The 18,873-nt window shown below is 65.8% G+C and carries 23 protein-coding genes; 13 read left to right on the forward strand and 10 right to left on the reverse strand.

The window, feature by feature from the left end:
• The first annotated feature begins 5 nt into the window (after positions 1-5).
• The 4 genes from deoD to MYL53_RS07245 all read left to right on the forward strand — a co-directional run bounded on the left by deoD (position 6) and on the right by MYL53_RS07245 (position 2,216).
• Positions 6-740, forward strand: a complete 735-nt coding sequence (gene deoD, locus MYL53_RS07230; protein WP_247852942.1) for a purine-nucleoside phosphorylase — start codon at positions 6-8, stop codon at positions 738-740.
• A complete protein-coding gene (gene cdd / locus MYL53_RS07235; protein WP_247852943.1) occupies positions 737-1,159 on the forward strand; it encodes a cytidine deaminase in 423 nt (140 codons plus the stop codon). The genes deoD and cdd overlap by 4 nt, the downstream gene beginning before the upstream one ends.
• A gap of 308 nt (positions 1,160-1,467) precedes the next feature.
• Positions 1,468-1,869, forward strand: a complete 402-nt coding sequence (locus MYL53_RS07240) for a gamma-glutamylcyclotransferase family protein (RefSeq protein ID WP_247852944.1) — start codon at positions 1,468-1,470, stop codon at positions 1,867-1,869.
• A 26-nt stretch (positions 1,870-1,895) separates the two neighbouring features.
• Positions 1,896-2,216, forward strand: coding sequence for a hypothetical protein (locus tag MYL53_RS07245; protein ID WP_247852945.1), 321 nt, complete (start codon positions 1,896-1,898; stop codon positions 2,214-2,216).
• Between the two features lie 52 nt (positions 2,217-2,268).
• On the opposite strand, the gene MYL53_RS07250 is transcribed toward MYL53_RS07245, so the two are convergent.
• Positions 2,269-2,589, reverse strand: coding sequence for an antibiotic biosynthesis monooxygenase family protein (locus tag MYL53_RS07250; protein WP_247852946.1), 321 nt, complete (start codon positions 2,587-2,589; stop codon positions 2,269-2,271).
• A gap of 173 nt (positions 2,590-2,762) precedes the next feature.
• Between MYL53_RS07250 and MYL53_RS07255 the strand changes: the two genes are divergently transcribed.
• Positions 2,763-3,503: a dienelactone hydrolase family protein gene (locus MYL53_RS07255; protein WP_247852947.1), complete on the forward strand. Its 741-nt coding sequence runs from the start codon at positions 2,763-2,765 to the stop codon at positions 3,501-3,503.
• Between the two features lie 136 nt (positions 3,504-3,639).
• Here the strand turns inward: MYL53_RS07255 and MYL53_RS07260 are convergent, their stop codons facing one another.
• The 5 genes from MYL53_RS07260 to MYL53_RS07280 all read right to left on the reverse strand — a co-directional run bounded on the left by MYL53_RS07260 (position 3,640) and on the right by MYL53_RS07280 (position 7,827).
• The gene (locus MYL53_RS07260; protein ID WP_247852948.1) at positions 3,640-4,956 is read right to left on the reverse strand and encodes a diguanylate cyclase; all 1,317 of its coding nucleotides are present in this window, start codon (positions 4,954-4,956) and stop codon (positions 3,640-3,642) included.
• A gap of 210 nt (positions 4,957-5,166) precedes the next feature.
• Complete coding sequence (locus MYL53_RS07265; protein ID WP_247852949.1) at positions 5,167-5,736, reverse strand: cysteine hydrolase family protein; 570 nt, start codon at positions 5,734-5,736, stop codon at positions 5,167-5,169.
• Positions 5,737-6,122: 386 nt separating this feature from the next.
• Entirely contained in the window at positions 6,123-6,566 is a 444-nt protein-coding gene (locus tag MYL53_RS07270; protein WP_247852950.1) for an SRPBCC domain-containing protein, read from the reverse strand.
• A 98-nt stretch (positions 6,567-6,664) separates the two neighbouring features.
• Positions 6,665-7,159 (reverse strand): P-loop nucleotide/nucleoside kinase family protein, encoded by a 495-nt coding sequence (locus tag MYL53_RS07275; RefSeq protein WP_247852951.1) that lies wholly within the window; start codon positions 7,157-7,159, stop codon positions 6,665-6,667.
• 299 nt (positions 7,160-7,458) lie between these two features.
• The gene (locus MYL53_RS07280; protein WP_247852952.1) at positions 7,459-7,827 is read right to left on the reverse strand and encodes a glutaredoxin family protein; all 369 of its coding nucleotides are present in this window, start codon (positions 7,825-7,827) and stop codon (positions 7,459-7,461) included.
• A 154-nt stretch (positions 7,828-7,981) separates the two neighbouring features.
• Here MYL53_RS07280 and MYL53_RS07285 point away from each other — a divergent pair, with 154 nt between their 5' ends.
• The gene (locus tag MYL53_RS07285) at positions 7,982-9,052 is read left to right on the forward strand and encodes a J domain-containing protein (RefSeq protein ID WP_247852953.1); all 1,071 of its coding nucleotides are present in this window, start codon (positions 7,982-7,984) and stop codon (positions 9,050-9,052) included.
• Between the two features lies 1 nt (position 9,053).
• A complete protein-coding gene (locus MYL53_RS07290; protein WP_247852954.1) occupies positions 9,054-9,467 on the forward strand; it encodes a hypothetical protein in 414 nt (137 codons plus the stop codon).
• A gap of 24 nt (positions 9,468-9,491) precedes the next feature.
• Here MYL53_RS07290 and MYL53_RS07295 read toward each other — a convergent pair whose 3' ends face one another.
• Complete coding sequence (locus MYL53_RS07295) at positions 9,492-11,753, reverse strand: mechanosensitive ion channel family protein (protein ID WP_247852955.1); 2,262 nt, start codon at positions 11,751-11,753, stop codon at positions 9,492-9,494.
• A 133-nt stretch (positions 11,754-11,886) separates the two neighbouring features.
• Between MYL53_RS07295 and MYL53_RS07300 the strand changes: the two genes are divergently transcribed.
• Together MYL53_RS07300 and MYL53_RS07305 are read left to right on the forward strand one after the other, a co-directional pair.
• Entirely contained in the window at positions 11,887-12,882 is a 996-nt protein-coding gene (locus MYL53_RS07300) for an amidoligase family protein (protein WP_247852956.1), read from the forward strand.
• Positions 12,879-13,556, forward strand: coding sequence for a gamma-glutamyl-gamma-aminobutyrate hydrolase family protein (locus tag MYL53_RS07305; RefSeq protein ID WP_247852957.1), 678 nt, complete (start codon positions 12,879-12,881; stop codon positions 13,554-13,556). Before MYL53_RS07300 ends, MYL53_RS07305 begins: the two co-directional genes overlap by 4 nt.
• 86 nt (positions 13,557-13,642) lie before the next feature.
• On the opposite strand, the gene MYL53_RS07310 is transcribed toward MYL53_RS07305, so the two are convergent.
• A complete protein-coding gene (locus MYL53_RS07310; RefSeq protein ID WP_247852958.1) occupies positions 13,643-14,071 on the reverse strand; it encodes an OsmC family protein in 429 nt (142 codons plus the stop codon).
• Between the two features lie 154 nt (positions 14,072-14,225).
• Between MYL53_RS07310 and MYL53_RS07315 the strand changes: the two genes are divergently transcribed.
• The 4 genes from MYL53_RS07315 (at position 14,226) to MYL53_RS07330 (ending at position 17,344) form a co-directional block, all read left to right on the forward strand.
• Positions 14,226-15,110 (forward strand): aldo/keto reductase, encoded by an 885-nt coding sequence (locus MYL53_RS07315; RefSeq protein ID WP_247852959.1) that lies wholly within the window; start codon positions 14,226-14,228, stop codon positions 15,108-15,110.
• 101 nt (positions 15,111-15,211) lie between these two features.
• Positions 15,212-15,649 carry a type IV pilus modification PilV family protein gene (locus MYL53_RS07320; RefSeq protein ID WP_247852960.1) on the forward strand — a complete coding sequence of 146 codons (438 nt, stop codon included), beginning with the start codon at positions 15,212-15,214 and terminating at the stop codon, positions 15,647-15,649.
• A 19-nt stretch (positions 15,650-15,668) separates the two neighbouring features.
• The gene (locus tag MYL53_RS07325) at positions 15,669-16,211 is read left to right on the forward strand and encodes a PilW family protein (protein ID WP_247852961.1); all 543 of its coding nucleotides are present in this window, start codon (positions 15,669-15,671) and stop codon (positions 16,209-16,211) included.
• A 29-nt stretch (positions 16,212-16,240) separates the two neighbouring features.
• Positions 16,241-17,344 carry a pilus assembly PilX family protein gene (locus MYL53_RS07330; protein ID WP_247852962.1) on the forward strand — a complete coding sequence of 368 codons (1,104 nt, stop codon included), beginning with the start codon at positions 16,241-16,243 and terminating at the stop codon, positions 17,342-17,344.
• A 155-nt stretch (positions 17,345-17,499) separates the two neighbouring features.
• Here MYL53_RS07330 and MYL53_RS07335 read toward each other — a convergent pair whose 3' ends face one another.
• Positions 17,500-18,066, reverse strand: coding sequence for a DUF1415 domain-containing protein (locus tag MYL53_RS07335; RefSeq protein ID WP_247852963.1), 567 nt, complete (start codon positions 18,064-18,066; stop codon positions 17,500-17,502).
• Positions 18,067-18,159: 93 nt separating this feature from the next.
• The gene (gene nfi, locus MYL53_RS07340; protein WP_247852964.1) at positions 18,160-18,846 is read right to left on the reverse strand and encodes a deoxyribonuclease V; all 687 of its coding nucleotides are present in this window, start codon (positions 18,844-18,846) and stop codon (positions 18,160-18,162) included.
• Positions 18,847-18,873: the final 27 nt, after the last annotated feature.

Raw genomic sequence — 18,873 nt, forward strand, 5'->3', positions numbered from 1 at the left:
CGAACATGGCCACCCCGCATATCAAGGCCGAACGCGGCGATTTCGCCGACACCGTGCTGATGCCCGGCGACCCGCTGCGCGCCAGGTACATCGCCGAGACCTTCCTCGAGGACGCCCGCCAGGTGAACGACGTGCGCAACATGTACGGCTACACCGGCACCTACAAGGGCCGCGAGATCTCGGTGATGGGCCACGGCATGGGCATTCCGTCCGTATCGATCTACGCCAAGGAGCTGATCACCGAGTTCGGCGTGAAGAGCCTGATCCGCGTCGGCTCCTGCGGCGCGGTGCGCGACGACGTGAAGGTGCGTGACGTGGTCATCGGCCAGGGCGCCTGCACCGACTCCGGCGTCAACCGTACCCGCTTCCTCGGCAACGACTTCGCCGCCATCGCCGACTTCGCGCTGACCCGCCATGCGGTGGACGCCGCCGCGGCCCAGGGCGTGCCGGTCAAGGTCGGCAACATCTTCTCGGCGGACCTGTTCTACGACCCGCGCCCCGAGATGATCGATCTGATGCGCCGCTACGGCATCGTCGGCGTGGAAATGGAGGCCGCCGGCCTCTACGGCGTGGCCGCCGAGTACGGCGCCCGGGCCGCCACCATCTGCACGGTGTCCGACCACATCGTGCGCGGCGACTCGCTCTCCAGCGACGAGCGCGCCACCACCTTCGACGAGATGATGACCGTCGCCCTGGAAAGCGTGCTGCGCGACGATGCCGCCCGGGAGGCCCAGGCATGAGCGAGGTTCAGCCCGATATCGTCGAGGCGCTGATCGGCGTGCGCGACCGCGCCTACGCGCCCTACTCGAACCATCCGGTGGGCGCGCTGATCGTCAGCGAGAGCGGCACTCGCTATGTCGGCGCCAACGTCGAGGTGGCCCACTACAAGGGCATCTGCGCCGAGGCCTCGGCCATCGCCACCATGGCCAGCGCCGGCGAGCGCGAGCTGCGCGAGGTCTACGTGATCGGCCCGGGCGAGCACCTGTGCACGCCCTGCGGCGACTGCCGCCAGCGCATCCGCGAGTTCGCCACGCCCGAGACGCTGATCCGCGTGGTCGACGCCCAGGGCACGCTGCTGCGCCGCTACACCATGGATCAGCTATTGCCCGACTCCTTCGGCCCCGAGAATCTGGGCCATTCCTCGACCCTGGGCGACTGAGCCCGAGGCCTTCCCAAAATGGCATCGCCGTCGGCGTCCCTTTCTCTGCCGATGGCGAGCTGATTGCCGCCATGGGGTCAGACCCCGGCGGCGGCGATACAGCCAGAGCAGTGCACCATAACGGGCCTGATGGCTCGGCCGGGGTCTGACCCCATGGACGCCCTTCGGCCCCGAGAACCTGGGCCGCGACTCGGCGATGGATTGAGCCACACTCTCCCATTGCCGCTCGCCCTCGACGCCCCGCCATCGTGCGGGGCGTTTTGGTAGACTGGAGAGCCGCTAAACCGCGGAAAGGAACAGCAGCCTCTATGCATAGCCCCGCCATCGCCATCGAGCGCACGCCGCTGGTCGCCGTCTACGGCACCCTGAAACGCGGCCTGCGCAATCACCACTGGCTGAACGGCGCCGAGTTCGTGGGCGCGGACGTGCTCACCGACATCACCCTGTTCGACCTCGGCCCCTACCCCGGTGCCCGGCTCGAACGCTCGATGGGCGTCGAAATCGAGGTGTTCCGCGTCGATGTCGCGGGGCTCAAGGAGCTCGACGTGCTCGAGGACTATCGCGTGCGCCAGCCGGCCAGCGGCACCTATGACCGGGTCGTGCACGCGACCGCCTTCGGCCCGGCCTGGCTGTATCTTTACAATCGCGACGTCGCGGGCTTCCCCGCGATTCGCGAGGGCGGCTGGCAGCCCCGCCAGTCCGTCATCTGACCCGACTTTCACACGAGGAACCCGCGATGGGCCGACTTCTCTCCCTGATCGTGATCGCCGCGCTGGCCTACGGAGGGCTCTACGTCACCTACGGCATGGCCGTGAAGAAAAACGTGACCCAGGCGCTGACCGACATGGGCCTCACCGCCGTGGAAGTGGACGGCGTCCGCTACGATCCGCTGGCACCGCTCGGCACCGAGGCGGACGTCACCGCCGACGTGCACTACCGCGGCGCGGCCGCCAGCATCGACCTCACCGTGCACGGCCACCCGCTGTTCTCCGAGGAAGTCCGGCTCGAGCTCGGCGGCCTCCAGGCTTTGCGACTGACCATCGGCGGCGGGCAGTAACGCTCCCTTCGTGGCCCCGCCGGTATCATCCCTCGCGCTAGCCGCCGGTCTCCTAACGGCGGTCAATCAGATCGATCTCGGGTGCTAGAGGTATAGGCGGCAAACGCTCCTGAAGGGACTGCGCCATGAGGGCGGCGGCCTCGCTGTCGGGTGACTCGGCAAGCCTTCGTGACGCCTCCCAGGCCTGCCGGCTCGGCCACTTCGCATAGGCCACCCACCAGCCATCCTCGGAATAGTGCAGGCGGGAGCCCAGCCCTCCACGTTGCTCGCGGATGGCCTCGGTCATTCGGCACCACCCATCCTTGAAGGCCTCCTCCTTGCCCGGCACCACCTTGAAGCGATACAGCACGTAAAACCCGGCTTGTTCTGTCATCACAGCCCCTTGTAAAAGGTCATAAGAGATCCCGACGACGCCAAGCCGCCCCAGCCGCTCTCACGCGTCGATTAAAGCGCTTTAGTGGCATCGGCCCGTTATGGTAGAGATTGTCACCACTCACAGGGCCAATGCCTGATGCCCACTCTGCCCATCCACCATACGGAGCCCTCATGTCTCGCGCCATCGACCTTGCCGCCGCCGACGGCACCATCGACGCCCATGTCTTCACGCCCGCAAACGCCGAGGGCCCGCTGCCGGCCGTGGTGCTGCTCACCGATATCGGCGGCCTGCGCCCCTGCTATCACGAGAAGGCCCAGCGCATCGCCGACGCCGGCTACGCCGTGCTGATGCCCAACGTCTACTATCGCGACGCGGCCGGCGAGATCGTCCCGGCGGGCAAGTCGTTCCGCGATCCCGACGTGCGCCCGACGCTGGTCGAGTACGCCGGCCACCTGACGCCCGAGGCGCAGTTCCGAGATTTCGCCGCCTGGCTCGAGGGCATCGACGCCGCGCCGGATTTCGCCGGGGGCAAGGTCGCCGTGGTCGGCTACTGCATGACCGGTGCCTTCGCGCTGCGCATGGCTGCCGAGCACCCGCAGCGCGTCGCCGCCGCGGCCGGCTTCCACTCCGCCCACCTGGCCAAGGCCGATGACGAGAACGCGCCGATAAACGTGGTGGGAAACATCGCAGGCCGCGTCTACTTCGCCCACGCCGATCAGGACGAGCTGCTGCCGCCCGAGCAGATCGCCCGCATGGACGAGGCCTTGGCCAAGGCCGGCGTGCACTTCACCACCGAGCTCTACCGTGGCGCCGCCCACGGCTTTACCGCCAAGGACGCGCCTTCATACAACGACGAGGCCAACGAGCTGCACTACAAACGGCTGCTGATGCTGCTGGAAGAGGCGCTTTGAACCGAGCCTCGTCACCGAGTGGCATGGCGAGGGAGCCTCGTTGCTGTACGGTTGCGCCATCGCGATCATCCGATGTCGCAGCACCTCAGACACCTTACCCACGCCTCTTCCGGTATAGGGGGAGGCATTCAACCCTTTATACGGTGGCTATCACCCGGTTACGGCCTTGTTCCTTCGCTTGATACAAGGCCGAGTCGGCACGTTTCAGCAAGATCTCGGTCGTGCCACCAACGCCGGGAGACGTGGCAACCCCCAGACTGATGGTCACCTGAGCCGTCTTCGCTCCGTCGAGAGACAAGACCTTCGCCTCGACCGCACGCCTCAGCCTCTCCGCCGCCTGACGTGCGTCTTGAGCGCAGCATCCCGGCAGGATGATCACGAACTCCTCGCCCCCAAATCGGCACGCCTTGTCCACTTCTCGGAGATTCTCCGCCAGCGTCCGACCGACACATCTCAAGGCTTCATCCCCCGCCTGGTGTCCATGAGTGTCATTGAAGGCCTTGAAATGGTCGATATCACCGATGATCAGGCTGAGCGGCGTGCCGTCTTGCTCCGCTCGCCGCATTTCCTCGGACAGCAGGTGATCCAGGCCTCGCCGATTGTAAAGGCCGGTCAGACCATCGGTGATCGTCATAAGCTCCAGAGTGTCTTCCTGTTCACGAATTCGCTTAGTCATCAGGTTGAAGGCATCAGCGACATTGGCGAGTTCACGGGGGATCTGCACCTCGATCAGATGATCGCGCTCCCCGTCGGAAAACCGCATTGAACCGGCAGCCAACTGGTCCATGCTACTGACCAGCGAGCGATTGATGACGATGACGCCCAGGATCGCACCAAGAATCGAGACGGCCAGCCCGGCTACCGCCAGATATTCGGAAAGTTTCAGGCTGGCCAGTGCTTGCTGATGGGTCCGCTCGTTCCGAATGCGGACGGTGTCCTGAACCGTTTCGAGTTGATGGGCCAGGTCGTCGATAAGCGCCTCGAACTGTTCTACACCCATGCCGACCGTGGCATTACCGTGCAGTGACTCACCAGACAGAATGGCGCTGGAAAGATCGGCCAGACTCCGCCAGGCTTCCTTGGCCTGATTGAGCCGGGATATATCGAAGCCCTGATCATCCATGGCGGCGGCAAGCCGTTCAAAGCCCGCGTCGATCTGGCTGGCCTGCTGCTGATAGGCAATCTTGCGCCTGGGCTCGCCATCGATCGCGAAATCGATCACCGAATCCGAGACATCCCAAAGCGACAGCTGCACGTTCTGCAAAGGCTGCAAAATACGATGCTGCTCCGAAGTGACCTCAATCAATGGCTGGATGATCGTCCCACGATAGAGTAAGTAGCCCGCGAACGCGGAAATGAAGATCGGCGCCAGGCTCATCAGCATGCCTGTTGCCAGCCAGAACTTCAGGGATCGACGTCGCCAGAATTCCGGTATTTTCTTTATCGAGGTCATGCATCCTCCGCGACGCTTACGCAGGTTACCGATACGTCCTGAAGAGGTAGAACGCGCTCCTTGAGCATATTGTGGACCCTCTTCAATGACTCAGGGGGTCGAAGAAGCCCAACGCGCTTCCCATTGCGGATATCAGGCCGCCTGTCGGGGGATGCTGCACGCCCATCCCGGCCCGCCAGCCGGAGCGGGACCGTATACCTCCGCATTACATCACACGCTCGACGATCGATCAGAGGCGCTAAGGATGTCCCTCGTGGTCGCGACCGCGGCATATTCACCCTCGAGATTCGCCAGCGACATGGCATGAACTTCCTCCGCCGACCTTGGAATCCCGGCGTAGTCGGACTTGGCGAAGGTGAACGTCGCATCACACACCACAGCCACCTCGAACCCCAGATTGCCTGCCGTACGCACGGTGGATTCGACGGAGTTGCTGGTACTCACACCGACCACCACCAGCCGGCGAAGATCGCGGACGTGCAGCCACCGCTCGAGACTGCTGTGCGTGAAGGCATCGGGCACGTGCTTCTCGACCACATGCTCCTCACCCAGCGGTGCCATGTCGGGCTGGAATTCGGCCCCGGGCTGGCCCGGCCAGAACGGTGAACCCGGCGTCCGCGATATATGACGAACATGCACGACCGGCCATCCCTTCTTGCGCCAGGCGGCCAGAAGCGCCTGAATATTCCGCTCGGCGTCGGGATTGTTGCGCTCGCCGGCGTCGGGCTCCCCCATCCCACGCTGCATATCGACGACGATCAACGCTGCCTGCTGATCCATTTCATCATCCTGATGCCATAAAAAAGGTTGCCTGCCCGGGAGAGATCCCAGGGAACAAAACCGAGGTCGCCACTGCGCCAGGCCTTGTGTGCGCAGGATAGCTTGCCGCTATACCCAGACATCATTGTCCGCCTGAAGCGCGCTTCCGGAGTCTCCGGTATTGACCACGCCCCGCGGCCCAATAAGGAGAACATGGCATTCACCTTCAGCGAAGGGCTTATGTTCCCCCCTTCTCGACAACATACATTTCTCTCTCGGAGAGATGGATCATACCATCCCGGAGTTCGATACCCATTTCGCCTTTGACGACCAAAAAACCTCATCCGTATCTTTATGGTCATGCCAGACAAAATCGCCCCGCTTTTGGCGTCCGGTTGACTGCCTGGTTATACGGCATTTCTCGCCTGCTCAAGCACCCGCGTGAGTCGATCAAGATTTTCCTCATTTGCTGGACCAGCCCTCTCTTTGACTACCTGGGCAGTTTGGGCATCTTCAAACACTTGTTTCCAGTTTACGTGCGTTCCTTCAGCATCGGCAGTGAGCTCTACTGTGAGTCGGAAATTGGGCGGGCAGTCGTGGTGAATGACTATCTTCGAATTGGGCTCAAGCACTTCGAACTTGCTCTCATTCTGGTGTTCGGTTCCGTCTGGGGCGTGCATTATGAATTTCCAGCGCCCCCCTTCCCTGAAATCATGAATTTCGAAGGTATTTGAAAATCCCTCTGGGCCCCACCATGCCGCCAACAATTCAGGCGAAGCAAATGCTCCGTAAATTTCTTCTGGGGAGAAAGGTAAAGTTCTGGAAGTTTGTAGCGCTCTATCGTCAGCCATGCTTGAAACTCCGAGCTTGTGGGTTTCATGCCGTATAACGCCGCGCTCTGCGGAAAATTAGGAGCGTCAGCGAGTAAATTTTCCGCAGCAGCGCCTTGTTATGCATTTTGCGCCACTTTGGTTGTATTGAAGCCTTCCTCGGGGGTAGGGGCCATAAAATACTTTGTCACCTGCTCAAACATATCTGGTGTATCTGTTGCCGATCTTTCTGGCTGTTCTTTGCGCCGTTTTTCAATCTGTTTCAAGCAGTCCGCGTTTGGCAGGTCGATATATATCAAATTATGTGGAGCCTCAATCTCGAAAAAAATGCTCCGAAACCAGTCTCTTTGTGAAAGAGTATTTGCCGGAAAGTCCATTACCACATTAGCTCCTGTAGACAACATAGATTGAACAAGCTTTTTAATCTGCGGCTTAAGCAGATTTGAATATTCGATATAGTCATTTAGTGACAAAATCTTATTTGGGTAAAGTGACGCAAGCCATTCATCCTCTGAAAGCAATACTGCATTGCTTTTCAGTGCGATTTCGCTAGCTTTGGTAGACTTTCCTGCACCCATTTTTCCACAGAAGAAGGTCAATATTCCTTTGTTCATTGTTGCTCTCTATTTTGATGCATAACAGTTATTAGGTAGTCGGCTCGTTTATCGACTTAAACGCGCCGGCATGTTCATCCGTGTTATGCGGCGCGCCTCACGCGAGCTAACCGACTGATTTTCAATAGCCTTGATAATAATTTGGCGTCATAACACAGATCATCGAGCCTTCCACCTATCACGACCTTTCCCTCAGCCTGCCACTAAATTAGTTGAGGATCTAGCGTGGTATGAGCGCCATTGCCCGGAGGACTGTCGCGGTGGAAAAGGACGTTGCCGTATCGAGACAAGACGCCGCACTACTCCCCAAACCGCCCCCGCAGATAGTCGATGATGCGCCTGGCATCGTAGAGCCAGCGCTCCTCGCCGGAGGCCTCGCGGATATAGAGGCACGGCACCTGGAGCTTGCCGCCCTGCTCCTTCAGCGTCTGGCCGTGTTCGGGATCGAGGCGGGCGTCACGGGTCTCGATCGAGAGCCCCAGGCGGGTGATCTCGCGGCGCACGCGGATGCACTCGGGTTCGCTCCAGAACTGGTAGAGCGCCAGCGCCTCGCAGGCGTCATCCACTTCGGCCTGCTGCGCCTCGTCGCGCTCGATCTCGCGGCTGGTGCCGAGCTTGTCGGCCACCCACACCACCGGCGCCAGCAACGTCTGGATCAGCGATCGCATGAGGGTCTCCTCCTGGCATCAAGATTTGGCGCCCGCCGCCGATAACGAAGGGCTGTACCCGGCCGTCGCCCGAGGGGCGAATGCCGGCACCCACGAGATTACGCTAGCACATCGTCGCACCGGGCTTGCCGAGCCCTTCAACCAGAGTCAGGGAATGACCGCCGCGCGCTTCTCCACCTTCGAACTGCTGCTGCTCCAGAGTCGCGACCAGGCCGACAGCGCCGCGCTGCTGCTGCTGGCCTGGGTGCTGACCCAGCAGGGGCCGGTCGGGGAAGCCGAACGCGCCCAGCTGGTCTCGCTGACCGGCGCCTTCCGCCACGGCCACGCGCTGGAACCGCTGCTGGAGATCGCCGCCAGCCAGGACCTGGGCGCCATCCAGCTCGCCGCCGAGGTACTGCAGAAGGAACTGCACGGCGACACCGCCCGCGCCTTCCTGCGCCTGGCCGTCACCCTGGCCGCCGAGCACGGCGAGCCGACCCTGGCCAATCACCATGTGCTGCGTTTCCTGGCCGACCTGCTGGGCGTGTCGCCGCCGGAGTTCGCCGAGCTCTATGCCTCCCAGGTCGGGCGGGCGCTGCGCGAGCCGGGCGACCCCAGCCGGCAGGACTACTGGCAGCGGCGCGAGCAGAGAGCCCGCGACCGCCGCCGCGAGACGGCCGGCGAGGAGAAGCGTCAGCAGTACACGCAGGAACAGGCGGACAAGCGCGACCGGGCCGAGACGGAAAGCCCCCGCGCGACCAGGACCGAGGCCCGGCGTCAGGCCCGCGAGGAAAGGGCCGAAGCCAAGCGCCAGCGGCAGCAGGAGAAGGAACAGGCAAAGGCCCGTCAGCAGGCCGAGCGCGACGCCGAGAAGCGCCGCCAGCAGGCCCGTCGCGAGGCCGAGAAGCAGCGCCAGCGGGCCGAACGCGAACAGGCGCGTCGACGCCGGGAAGACGAGCGGGCGCAACGGCGCGGCGGCCATCGAGAACAGCGGCGCGACGACGAGAGCGCCCACCGCGCCCACGAGCGGCCCGCGGCGCCGGACCCCCGCATCCGCAGCGCCCTGACCGTGCTGGGTCTGGAGCCCGGCGCCAGCCGCGGCGAGATCCGCAAGGCCTATCGACGCCTGGCCCAGGCCCACCACCCGGACCGTTTCCACCAAGAGGGCGAGGCGATCGTGGCCAGCGCCTCGCGGCGCTTCCAGCGGATTCGCCGAGCCTACGACTTCCTGATGAAGGTGAGCTGAAATGCGCGACCTCTACCAGCGACTGCACCTCTCGCCCGATGCCGACGAAGCCGCACTGGCCAAGGCCATCGCGCGCTGCGAGCACAGCGCGCTGAAGGCCGACGCCGCCACCGTGCTGCAGGCCGACTCACGCCGCGCCGAGTACGACGCCCTCCACGACACCCTCTCCGACATCGGCCGGCTGCGCGCGCGGCTGGGCCTGACCCACGCGCCCTACTGGCGCGCCGGCCCGGCGGACGATTTCTCGCTGCCGCCGGGCCCGCCGGGCTCGCGCTTCGAGGAATGGATGCAGCGCCTGAACCTGGCCGCCCGGGCCCACAACCGCAGGCCCGGGCGCCGCGGCGCGCTGATCGTGCTGTGGCTGGCGACGCTGGCCGGCGGTGCGATGCTGGGGCGCTACCTGCCGCCGTTCTAGCCGGGCCGCGTTAGCCGGCCTATCTTAGCCCGGATCGGGGGAGCCGCCGCTGGCGCTGGTCTGGCGATAGGGGTCGGCGACGCCGGCCTCGCCGGGCTGGCGGCCGGCGGCATCGCCCCATTCGGTGGTGCCGTCGAGCCGGCCGCCGCCGTGGCCTTCCATGCTGACGCTCAGGCGCGGCACGCCGAGGTCCATGCTCTGCTCTTCCATGCGCCGCTTGAGCAGCAGGTTGAAGGCACGCGCCACGTCCCACTGCATCTCCGGCGCGGTGCGGAAGCGCATGCGCAGCAGCGGGCAGCCGTTCTCGAAGGCGTGAATGCCCTGCATCTCCAGCGGCGACCAGATGTAGTGGCGCATCATCGGATCCTGGCGCAGCGCCTGGGCGGTCTCCTGCATCAGGGCGATGGCGTCGTCGATCTTCATGTCGTAGGGAATCAGGATCTTCATCAGCGCGATGCCGAACTGGCGCGACATGTTATGGATCGAGTCGATGCGGCTGAAGGTGATGATGTGCACGATGCCGTCCAGATCGCGCAGCTTCACGGTGCGCAGCGTCAACCCCTCGACGGTGCCCATGTGGCCGTTGATCTCGACGAAGTCCTCCACCGCCAGCGAGTCCTCGATGAGGATGAAGATGCCGGTGATCAGGTCCTGCACCAGGGTCTGGGCGCCGAAGCCGATCGCCAGGCCGATCACCCCGGCACCGGCCAGCAGCGGCGTGACGTTCACTCCCAGATTGGCCAGCCCGACGATGGAGGCGATGATCACGATGGTGGCGAAGATGATGTTGCGGATCATCGGCGTGATGGTCTGGGCCCGGGCCTGGTTGACCCGCCGCCCGCGCGTGCGCGCCGAGGAGGCCAGCGCCCGCTGGATGGCGGTGTCGGCGAAGATCCAGGCCAGCCAGGCCAGCAGCACGGTGAAGCCGATGCCGAGCAGCGCCTGGCCGATGCGCACGCTGGCCACGCCCTGGCGGCCGATGCCGATCAGCGAGCCGCCCCACACCTGCAGGAACAGCTCGGCGAAGGTGATCCAGGCCAGCACGTGGGCCAGGGTATAGCCGAAGCGCTCCAGGCGGCGGCGATACTCGCGGCGGAAGCGGCGCTTGGTGCGGCGCTCGGAGTGGCGACGAATCAGCCCCGCCACCACCAGGGTCAGCACCAGCAGCGCCGCGGACACGATCGAGCGCGCCAGGGCAGTAGCCACGTCGCCGCCGGTGACGAAGATCGCCACCAGCGAGCCGTTTACCAGCAGCAGAGCCGGAATGTGCCACAGCCCGCCGACCGCGCGAGCCATGTCGGCGGCCGCGCTGCTGTCGCGACGATACGAGTAGGGGCGATTGCGAATCAGATGGGTGATCGGCCGCTTGAAGCGGACCACGAAGCGGCCGCTCAGGAACGCCGCCAGCACGTTGGCGATCACCGACAGCAGGTTGGACAGATCGACGCCGAGCGCGTCGGTGATGCGGGTGGAGTTGAGGGCATCGCCCAGCGCGATCAGCGCCCCGATCACGAACAGCGGCCGCAGCGCCCGATGCTGGAGGATCTGCACGGCGACGAAGCGGTGGCCGCGGGTGAACACCGAGATCACCGTTTCCACCACCACCGACAGGGTACGCCCGCACAGCGAGATGTAGGCCACTACCAACGCCCCGGTGCGCCCGGCGCTCTCCGGGACCAGCTGCGCTACGCCCAGCGCCAGCAGGAAGGCCAGCGCCCAGGGCAGCAGACGGCGCAGGAAGTGGATCGCCAGCAGCGCGCCCTTGGGTTCCCGGGGCAGATCCAGCGGCCATGCCCGGCGCTGCGCCAGCCGCCGCCCGAGCGCGATCAGGATCACCAGCAGCCCGGCCCAGATGCCGACCAGCACCGCCATCTCGACCAGGAAGTTGAGCACTGCTCCGTCGCCGGTGCGCATCACCAGCTGCGTGAAATCGCCCCAGCCCTGGCGGAACTGGCGCTGCCAGTCGTTGAAGGGCGAGCTGCCGGATTCGGCCTGCTGGCCCAGCTCGTTGAAGGTGTCGGCCAACGCCCCGAGCAGGCCCTGCTGACCGGCGATGCCCTCGTCCTCGGCCACCTGGCCGTTGGCCGTGCGCAGCGCCTCCAGGCTGTTCAGCAGCTGGTCGCGCCGGTTCTCGTCCTCCAGCGTGGAGATGATGCGATCGAGCGCCTGCTGCAGGGCGGCGGGGTCGGGCTGCTGCTCGCCGCTCTGCTCCTGGCCGCCCAGGGCGGGAATCGGCAGCGACTGGGCGGCCGCCATCAGCGGCAGCAGCAGGAGCGAAAGCAGCATCAGGCCCCGCAGGGCAAACGAGAAGTGGCGGCGAGCGCGTGGCAACGTGGGGTCTCCGTGCGTTGGGGGTCCGCAATATCAGAATCCTGGGCAGCGATGTTAGGCTGCCGATACCGTCACACAGGATGCCGTCATGACGCCGCAACCGCCACCCGTGCCCGACAATGCGCAAGGAAAGCCGCGCCGCGTGGGCGTTGAAATCGAGTTCGCCGGCCTGCCGCCGCACGACACCGCCTGCCTGGTGCAGTCGCTGTTCGGTGGCGAGGTCGAGGTGCTGAGCCCCCATCGCCTGAAGGTGAAGGAAACGCGCTGGGGCGAGTTCGGCATCGAGCTGGACACCCAGTACGCCCACCCGGACGAACAGCGCGTCGATCCCGAGGCCTGCCAGGACAGCGAGTGGGAGCGCATGCGCCAGGAGTTCCACGAGCGCACCCGGGAGCTGATCGGCGACGTGGTCACCGGCCTGGTGCCCACCGAGATCGTCTGCCCGCCGGTCCCCTGGGACGAGCTCGGCGAGCTCGATGCGCTGTTCGAGGCACTGCGCCAGCACGGCGCCAAGGGCACCGATGCCAGCCTGCTCTACGGCTTCGGCCTGCACCTCAACCCCGAGGCGCCGCGCCTGGACGTCGAGAGCCTGCTGGCCCATCTGCGCGCCTATCTGCTCAGCGCCCGCTGGCTGCGCGAGCAGATCCAGGTCGACATCACCCGCGAGGTGCTGCCCCACGCCAATCCCTTCCCGCGGGCCTATGCGCTCAAGGTGCTCGACCCCGGCTACGCGCCGGACCTCGAGACGCTGATCGACGACTATCTCGAGTACAACCCGACCCGCAACCGCGAGCTCGACCTGCTGCCGCTGTTCGCCCACCTGCATCCCGAGCATCCCCACGAGCTGCTCGGCGATCATCTGGTCAAGCCGCGGCCGACCTACCACTACCGGCTGCCCAACGCCCAGCTCTCGGAGCCGGGCTGGGGCGCCGTGCAGGAGTGGAACCGCTGGCTGGAGGTGGAGACCCTGGCCGCCACGCCCGAGACCCTGGCCGAGCGCGGCGCCCAGTACCTGGCGCGCCATCGGCCGGCCTGGCCGGTGCGGGTCTGGCGCTCGCTGCGCCGGAGGTTGGGGCACGCATGAGGCAGAGCGAACGCCCGCTGATCGGCATCACCACCTCCGACCGCAAGAGCCGCATCGCCTGGTGGTTCGACTGGTTCGCCGTGTGGCGTCACGGCGGGCGTCCGCTGCGGCTGTCGCCCTCGCGGCCGCGGCCCGAGGCGCTCGACGGCCTGATCATCGGCGGCGGCGACGACATCGAGGCCCATCACTACGGCGGCGAGATCCAGCTCGACGTGCGCGTCGACCCCGAACGCGACGAGCTGGAGCTGGCGCTGCTCGAGCGCTTCATTCCCGCCGACACGCCGGTGCTCGGCATCTGCCGCGGCGCCCAGCTGATCAACGTCCACCAGGGCGGCACCCTGGATCCGGACATCTACACCACCTACGAGGGGCTCAAGCGGCGGCGCACCGTGCTGCCGCGCAAGACGGTGGACATCGTCGGCGACAGCCGGCTCTACCGCATCCTTCGCGTCACCTGGTGCCGCATCAACAGCCTGCACCATCAGGCGGTGCAGGAGGCCGGCCGGGGCATCGAGATCGTCGCCCGCGACCGCGACGGCCTGGTGCAGGCCATCGAGTCCCGCGAGCACGACTTCCTGATCGGCGTGCAGTGGCACCCGGAGTGGCTGATCTTCAATCGCCCCCAGCAGCGGCTGATCCGCGCCCTGGTCGACGCCGCCCGCCGCAGCCGCTGACGCCGTGCGTCCTCTTCCCCGTACGCCGAACACGAAAGAGGCCACCCGCAGGTGGCCTCGTGAATCCAGCGATCAAAGTGATGACGTCAGTCCAGCTTGGCGTCCAGGGTGATCTCGGCGTTGAACAGCTTCGACACCGGGCAGCCCGCCTTGGCCTTCTCGGCCGCGTCCTGGAAGGCCGCCTCGTCGGCGCCGGGCACGCTGGCGCGGGTCTCCAGGTGGATGGCGCTGATGCTGAAGCCGCTGTCGTCCGGCGCCAGGGTGACGGTGGCCCGACTGGCGATGCGGTCCGGCGTGTAGCCCGCCTCGCCGAGGATCATCGACAGCGCCATGGAATAGCAGCTGGCGTGAGCGGCGCCGATCAGCTCCTCGGGGTTGGCGCCGGCCTCGTCCTCGAAGCGCTTGGCGAAGCTGTAGGGCGCCTCGGTCAGCGTGCCGCTCTGGGTGGATACCGTGCCCTTTCCGTCCTTGAGGCCGCCCTGCCAGACGGCGCTGCCATTCTTCTGAATGCTCATGTCGACTCCTTGCGCTTGGATGGTCGGAATTTCTGCCTCTACACGATAGACCATGGGGATGATCATGCCGTGGAACAAGGGCGGATTGCGCCACCGCGGCAGCATCTCCAGACTGGAAGCCAGCACCTACCACGACAACGGACAAGGAAACGCCATGACTCAACCCGCTCGCGTCACCCTGCCGGCAACGTCTCACGAACCTGCCGTGGCACTCCCCGCCATCGGCCAGGGCACCTGGTACATGGGCGAAGGGCTCGCCGCCCGCGCCGACGAAGTCCGCGCCCTGCAGCAGGGGCTGGATCTGGGCATGACGCTGATCGACACCGCCGAGATGTACGCCGAGGGCGGCGCCGAGAAGGTCGTCGGCGAGGCGCTTGCCGGGCGCCGTGACGAGGCCTTCCTGGTCTCCAAGGTCTATCCCTGGAACGCCGGCCGCGACTCGGCCATCGCCGCCTGCGAGGCGAGCCTGGAGCGCCTGGGCACCGATCATCTGGATCTCTACCTGCTGCACTGGCCCGGCGGCATTCCCCTCGACGAGACCCTGGAGGCCTTCGAACGGCTGCGCGAGGCCGGCAAGATCCGCCGCTTCGGCGTCTCCAACTTCGACGTCGACGACATGCAAAGCCTTCATGCCCGCCCCGGTGGCGGCGACTGTGCGATCAACCAGGTGCTCTACCATCTGGGCTCTCGCGGCATCGAACACGCCCTGCGCCCCTGGCATCGCGACCACGACATGCCGCTGATGGGCTACTGCCCGCTGGCCCGCGCCGGCCGGCTGCAGCAGGACCCGCTCAGCAATGAGGTGGTCAATGCCCTGGCCGCCGAGCAGGGCCTCACTCCGGCCCAGCTGCTGCTGGCCTGGGCGATCCGGCCGGTCGACGGCCGACGCGACCTGATCGCCACGCCCAAGGCCGTCCACTCCGACCACGTGCGCGACAACGCCGCCGTCCTTCAGGCCACCATCGACGACCAGGCCCTGGATCGCCTCGAGGCCGAATTCCCGGCCCCGTTCGGCAAGGAGCCGCTGGACGTGGTCTGAGCGGCCTGGCGTCCCGTCGGCGAGACGCGCAAGCAAGCGACTTGCCAGCTCAGGGCAGCCTGTTAACATTTCGGCACATTTTTGCTCGCTGGAGTCGCCCGGTGCTGTCTTCCCGCGGTTTCACCCTGATCGAGGCACTGGTCGCCCTGCTGGTGCTCTCGATCTCCCTGCTGGGCCTGGCCGGCATGCAGCTCAAGGGGCTACAGAGCGGCCACGTCGCCTATCAGCGCGCCGTGGCCGACCTCGCCGCCCAGGATGCCGGCGAGCGCCTGTGGGAATGGCTGGGACGGCAGAATGGCCTGGCCTGCCCGAGCGATGGGCAGCTCGATGCGCTTCAGCAGCAATGGATCGACAACTGGGCAGACGACCTGCCCGACTTTTCCGGCAGCCGCCTGAGCTGGGAAGACCAGGCGGCCTGCAGCATCGACGTCACGGTGAGCTGGAGCGACGCACGCTTCACCTATCTCGATGAGGATGACGAGATCGCGACGGAAAACGTCTCCAGGCTGACCTACACGGTAGCGCTGCCCAATGCCTGAACCGATGTACCAAACGTCCATGCCGCGGCATCAGGCGGGATTCTCGCTCGTCGAGATGATGATCGCCACGGTGATCGGCCTGCTGGTGCTGATCGGCGCCACCCAGCTCTACCTCACCATCAGTCGCAGTCAGGACCGCAGCGAGATGCTGGCCGAGCGCCAGCAGGCGCTGACCTTCGGCACAGAGAGCCTGATGCGGGACATTCGTACCGCCAGGGGAGCGCTGGAGGTCAGTGACGATGGCAGCGAGCTCACGCTGAACGGCGTTCGACGCAGCGCTTACTGCCCCGGGAATGGCACGGGAGACATCACGCTCACCTATTCCCGTGAGGGCGATGAGCTGGTGATAGATCCTGTGTGCCTTGAAGGCCTGGACAACACCATGTCACTGATCAGCGGGATCTCAGGGTTCGACGTCATCTCCGGAGAGGACTCCCACAGCGTCGAGATCACCCTGACCCTGTCGGCCGACGATGGGGCACCGGCGCAACCGCTGACCTTCGTGGCGGTCAACCGCCAGCAGGCCATGCAGAGCGCGATGGAAAAGGCCCCGGAGTCATGATGGCAAGCTCCTGTAGACAACAGCGAGGCATGGCGCTCGTGGTGGTCCTGGTGCTGGTCGCGATGGGCACCATCCTGGCGGTCTCCACCTTTCAGTCGAGCCTGCTGCAGGAGCGCATCACCGGCAATCAGCGCATGGCGACCCAGGCGCGCATGGGCGCCGAAGCCGGCGTCAGCGCCGGTCGCCGCGCCTACAAGGAAGACGACGACAGCGCCTCCGATGACACCCTGACGTGGAGCGCTCTCACGGAGACCTCCTCCTTTTCCCGCTATCAGTACGCCATCGTCGACGAGGTGCAGGCCGAGGAACAGACAGGGCTGGCCTCGCTCGCCGCAGGCACCTATGTGCTGTCACGGGGCTATGCCGGGCCCGAGGATAGCCCCATCGAACGCATGATCCTGTCGCAGGTGGCAAGCGATGTGACCGTGCCGGACCTGGAGGCCGTCTTCACCTGCTTCGGCGACGATTGCTCGGCCAGCGGCGTCGACCATATCGACGGCGAGGACCACCCCCTGCCCAGCGACTTCGGCTGCTCGGGCAGCGGCTGCACCACGACGCCGGAGGACGACGCCGACGCGATCGCGCAGACCAAGCTGTACAACGACGACTGGTTCACCGACGAAACAGCCAAAAGCGATGGGGCGACGGTCAGTGCCGACTACGAGGAAACACGCCAGGCCTGGGAAGACTATGTCGACAGCCTGACGCCTTCGATCATCTACTCATCGAAGAATGACAAGATCGCCTCGACCCCTTCCCGAACCGCACCACAGGTCATCGCGGTTACCGGCACGGCCAAGATGAACAGCAAGGCCTCGACGTCGGGCGTGATCATCGTCGAGAGCGGAGGCTCGCTGAAGCTCAACGGCACGGCCCATCACGAGGGACTGATCATCGTGAAACCCGGCGGCCAGATCCTGAAGGCCAATGGCACCTTCGATCTCTACGGCGGCCTCGTGATGCTGAAATCTACCGATCCCGACGGCCTGGGCAGCGGTGATAACGGCGATACGGACCTGCCGCTGAGCGGTAGCATCAACCTCAGCTACAGCCAGGCGGCGCTGGACAACCTGGGGCTGATCGCCGGCAGCGGCGGAGGTGCCACCGCCGCCTCCTGGCAGGAAATCTACTAGGCAATGTCTGAAAACTGTCTGCGCTCGGCTATACCGCGTTAAAAATCAGCTCGGGCGCGGGTCCGATCAAAATGCTCATTTACAGCTCGTAAACTCCGCTTTTTCACTGATTTTTGCCTTGTCTATCCTTCGCTCGTCGCCTTTCCAGACAAAGCCTAAGCCTCTTTTCCTGACGCCCCGCGCAGCGCCGCCAGCGAGGCGGCCAGCGCGTCATGGCCCCTGGACTCCATCAGCGCCGCGTTGCGCTCGGGAATGGCCTCGGGGTCCGGGTAGTGTTCCAGCGCTCGCTCCAGCCCGGCCTCGCGGATCAGGTGCCACATCGGCCAGGGCGAGCGATTGGTGAAGTTGCGCGGCGAGTCCACGGCCTCGCCCTCGAACTCGTAGCCCGGGTGGAAGCTCGCCAGCTGATAGATGCCCTCGTAGCCCTGCTCTTCCAGCAGTGCCTCGGCCATGCCGAGCGCGTCCAGGTAGTCGTCGAAGTCCGCCAGCCCCTCGCTCACCACCACCAGCGTGGTCTCGGTCTCGGCATGCTCGTCGAGATGCCAGCATTCCTCCATCAGCCGCATCAGCGCGGCCGCCAGGTCGCTGGCGTCCAGCTCGACGTAGCGGATGCTGTCGCGGGCCACCTCGCGGCCGGCGAAGGGGCACACCTCGAGGCCGACCACGAAGGTCTCGACCCAGGCGCGGGTGGCCTCGAGCGGGGAAGGAACAGAAGCGGTCATGGCGGGCATCCCGATGGTGAAAGAAGGGCGCCATGGTCGACCGCCCGGCCCTGGATGGCAAGCAGGGCGGAAAGGATCGGCTCAGCGCCGCTTCTAATCCCGTCTCGACGCCAGCCGGTCGGCCAGCCGCGTGGGCTCCGGCAGCTTGGTCCGTCCCAGACAGGCCACCACCCACTCCAGCGCCGAGGCGAGCGACAGCCGGTGCCCCGGCGAGACGAACACCGGCTTCACCCCGTGCCGCGAGCGCAGCACCGCGCCGATCGTCTCCTCACCGTCGGGGCCCTTGTCGACCAGCGGCGTCCAGTCGCCCCGTTCCGGCCCCGGCTCGTCGTGGCGGCCACACAGCCGCGTCTTGGCCACCCCGATGGTCGGCAGGTCGAGCCATAGCCCCAGGTGGCTGGCCACCCCCAGCCGGCGCGGATGGGCGCTGCCCTGGCCGTCGACCATCACCAGCTGCGGCCGGGCCGAGAGCTGGTCGAAGGCCGCCAGCGCTGCCGGCACCTCGCGAAACGACAGCAGCCCCGGCACGTAGGGCATGCGCGTCGGCTCGCGGTGCACCGCCTGCTCGATCACCTCGAAGGCGCCCTCGCCCGCCGGCGGCCAGGCCAGCACCACCACCCCGGCGCGGGTGATCTCGCCGCCCTGCTCGAAGCCGATATCCACCCCGGCAATGCGACGGACCGGATCAAGCCGATCCTCGCGCTCCACCAGTCCTGCCAGCCGCTTCTGCAAGGCGATGGCCTCGGCGGGAGAAAGATTCCAGTCGTGAAGGGGATTCATCGGCGCGGGGCTCCCTGATCTGTCGGC

The organism is Halomonas getboli (assembly GCF_023094245.1).
GTDB lineage: Bacteria > Pseudomonadota > Gammaproteobacteria > Pseudomonadales > Halomonadaceae > Halomonas > Halomonas getboli.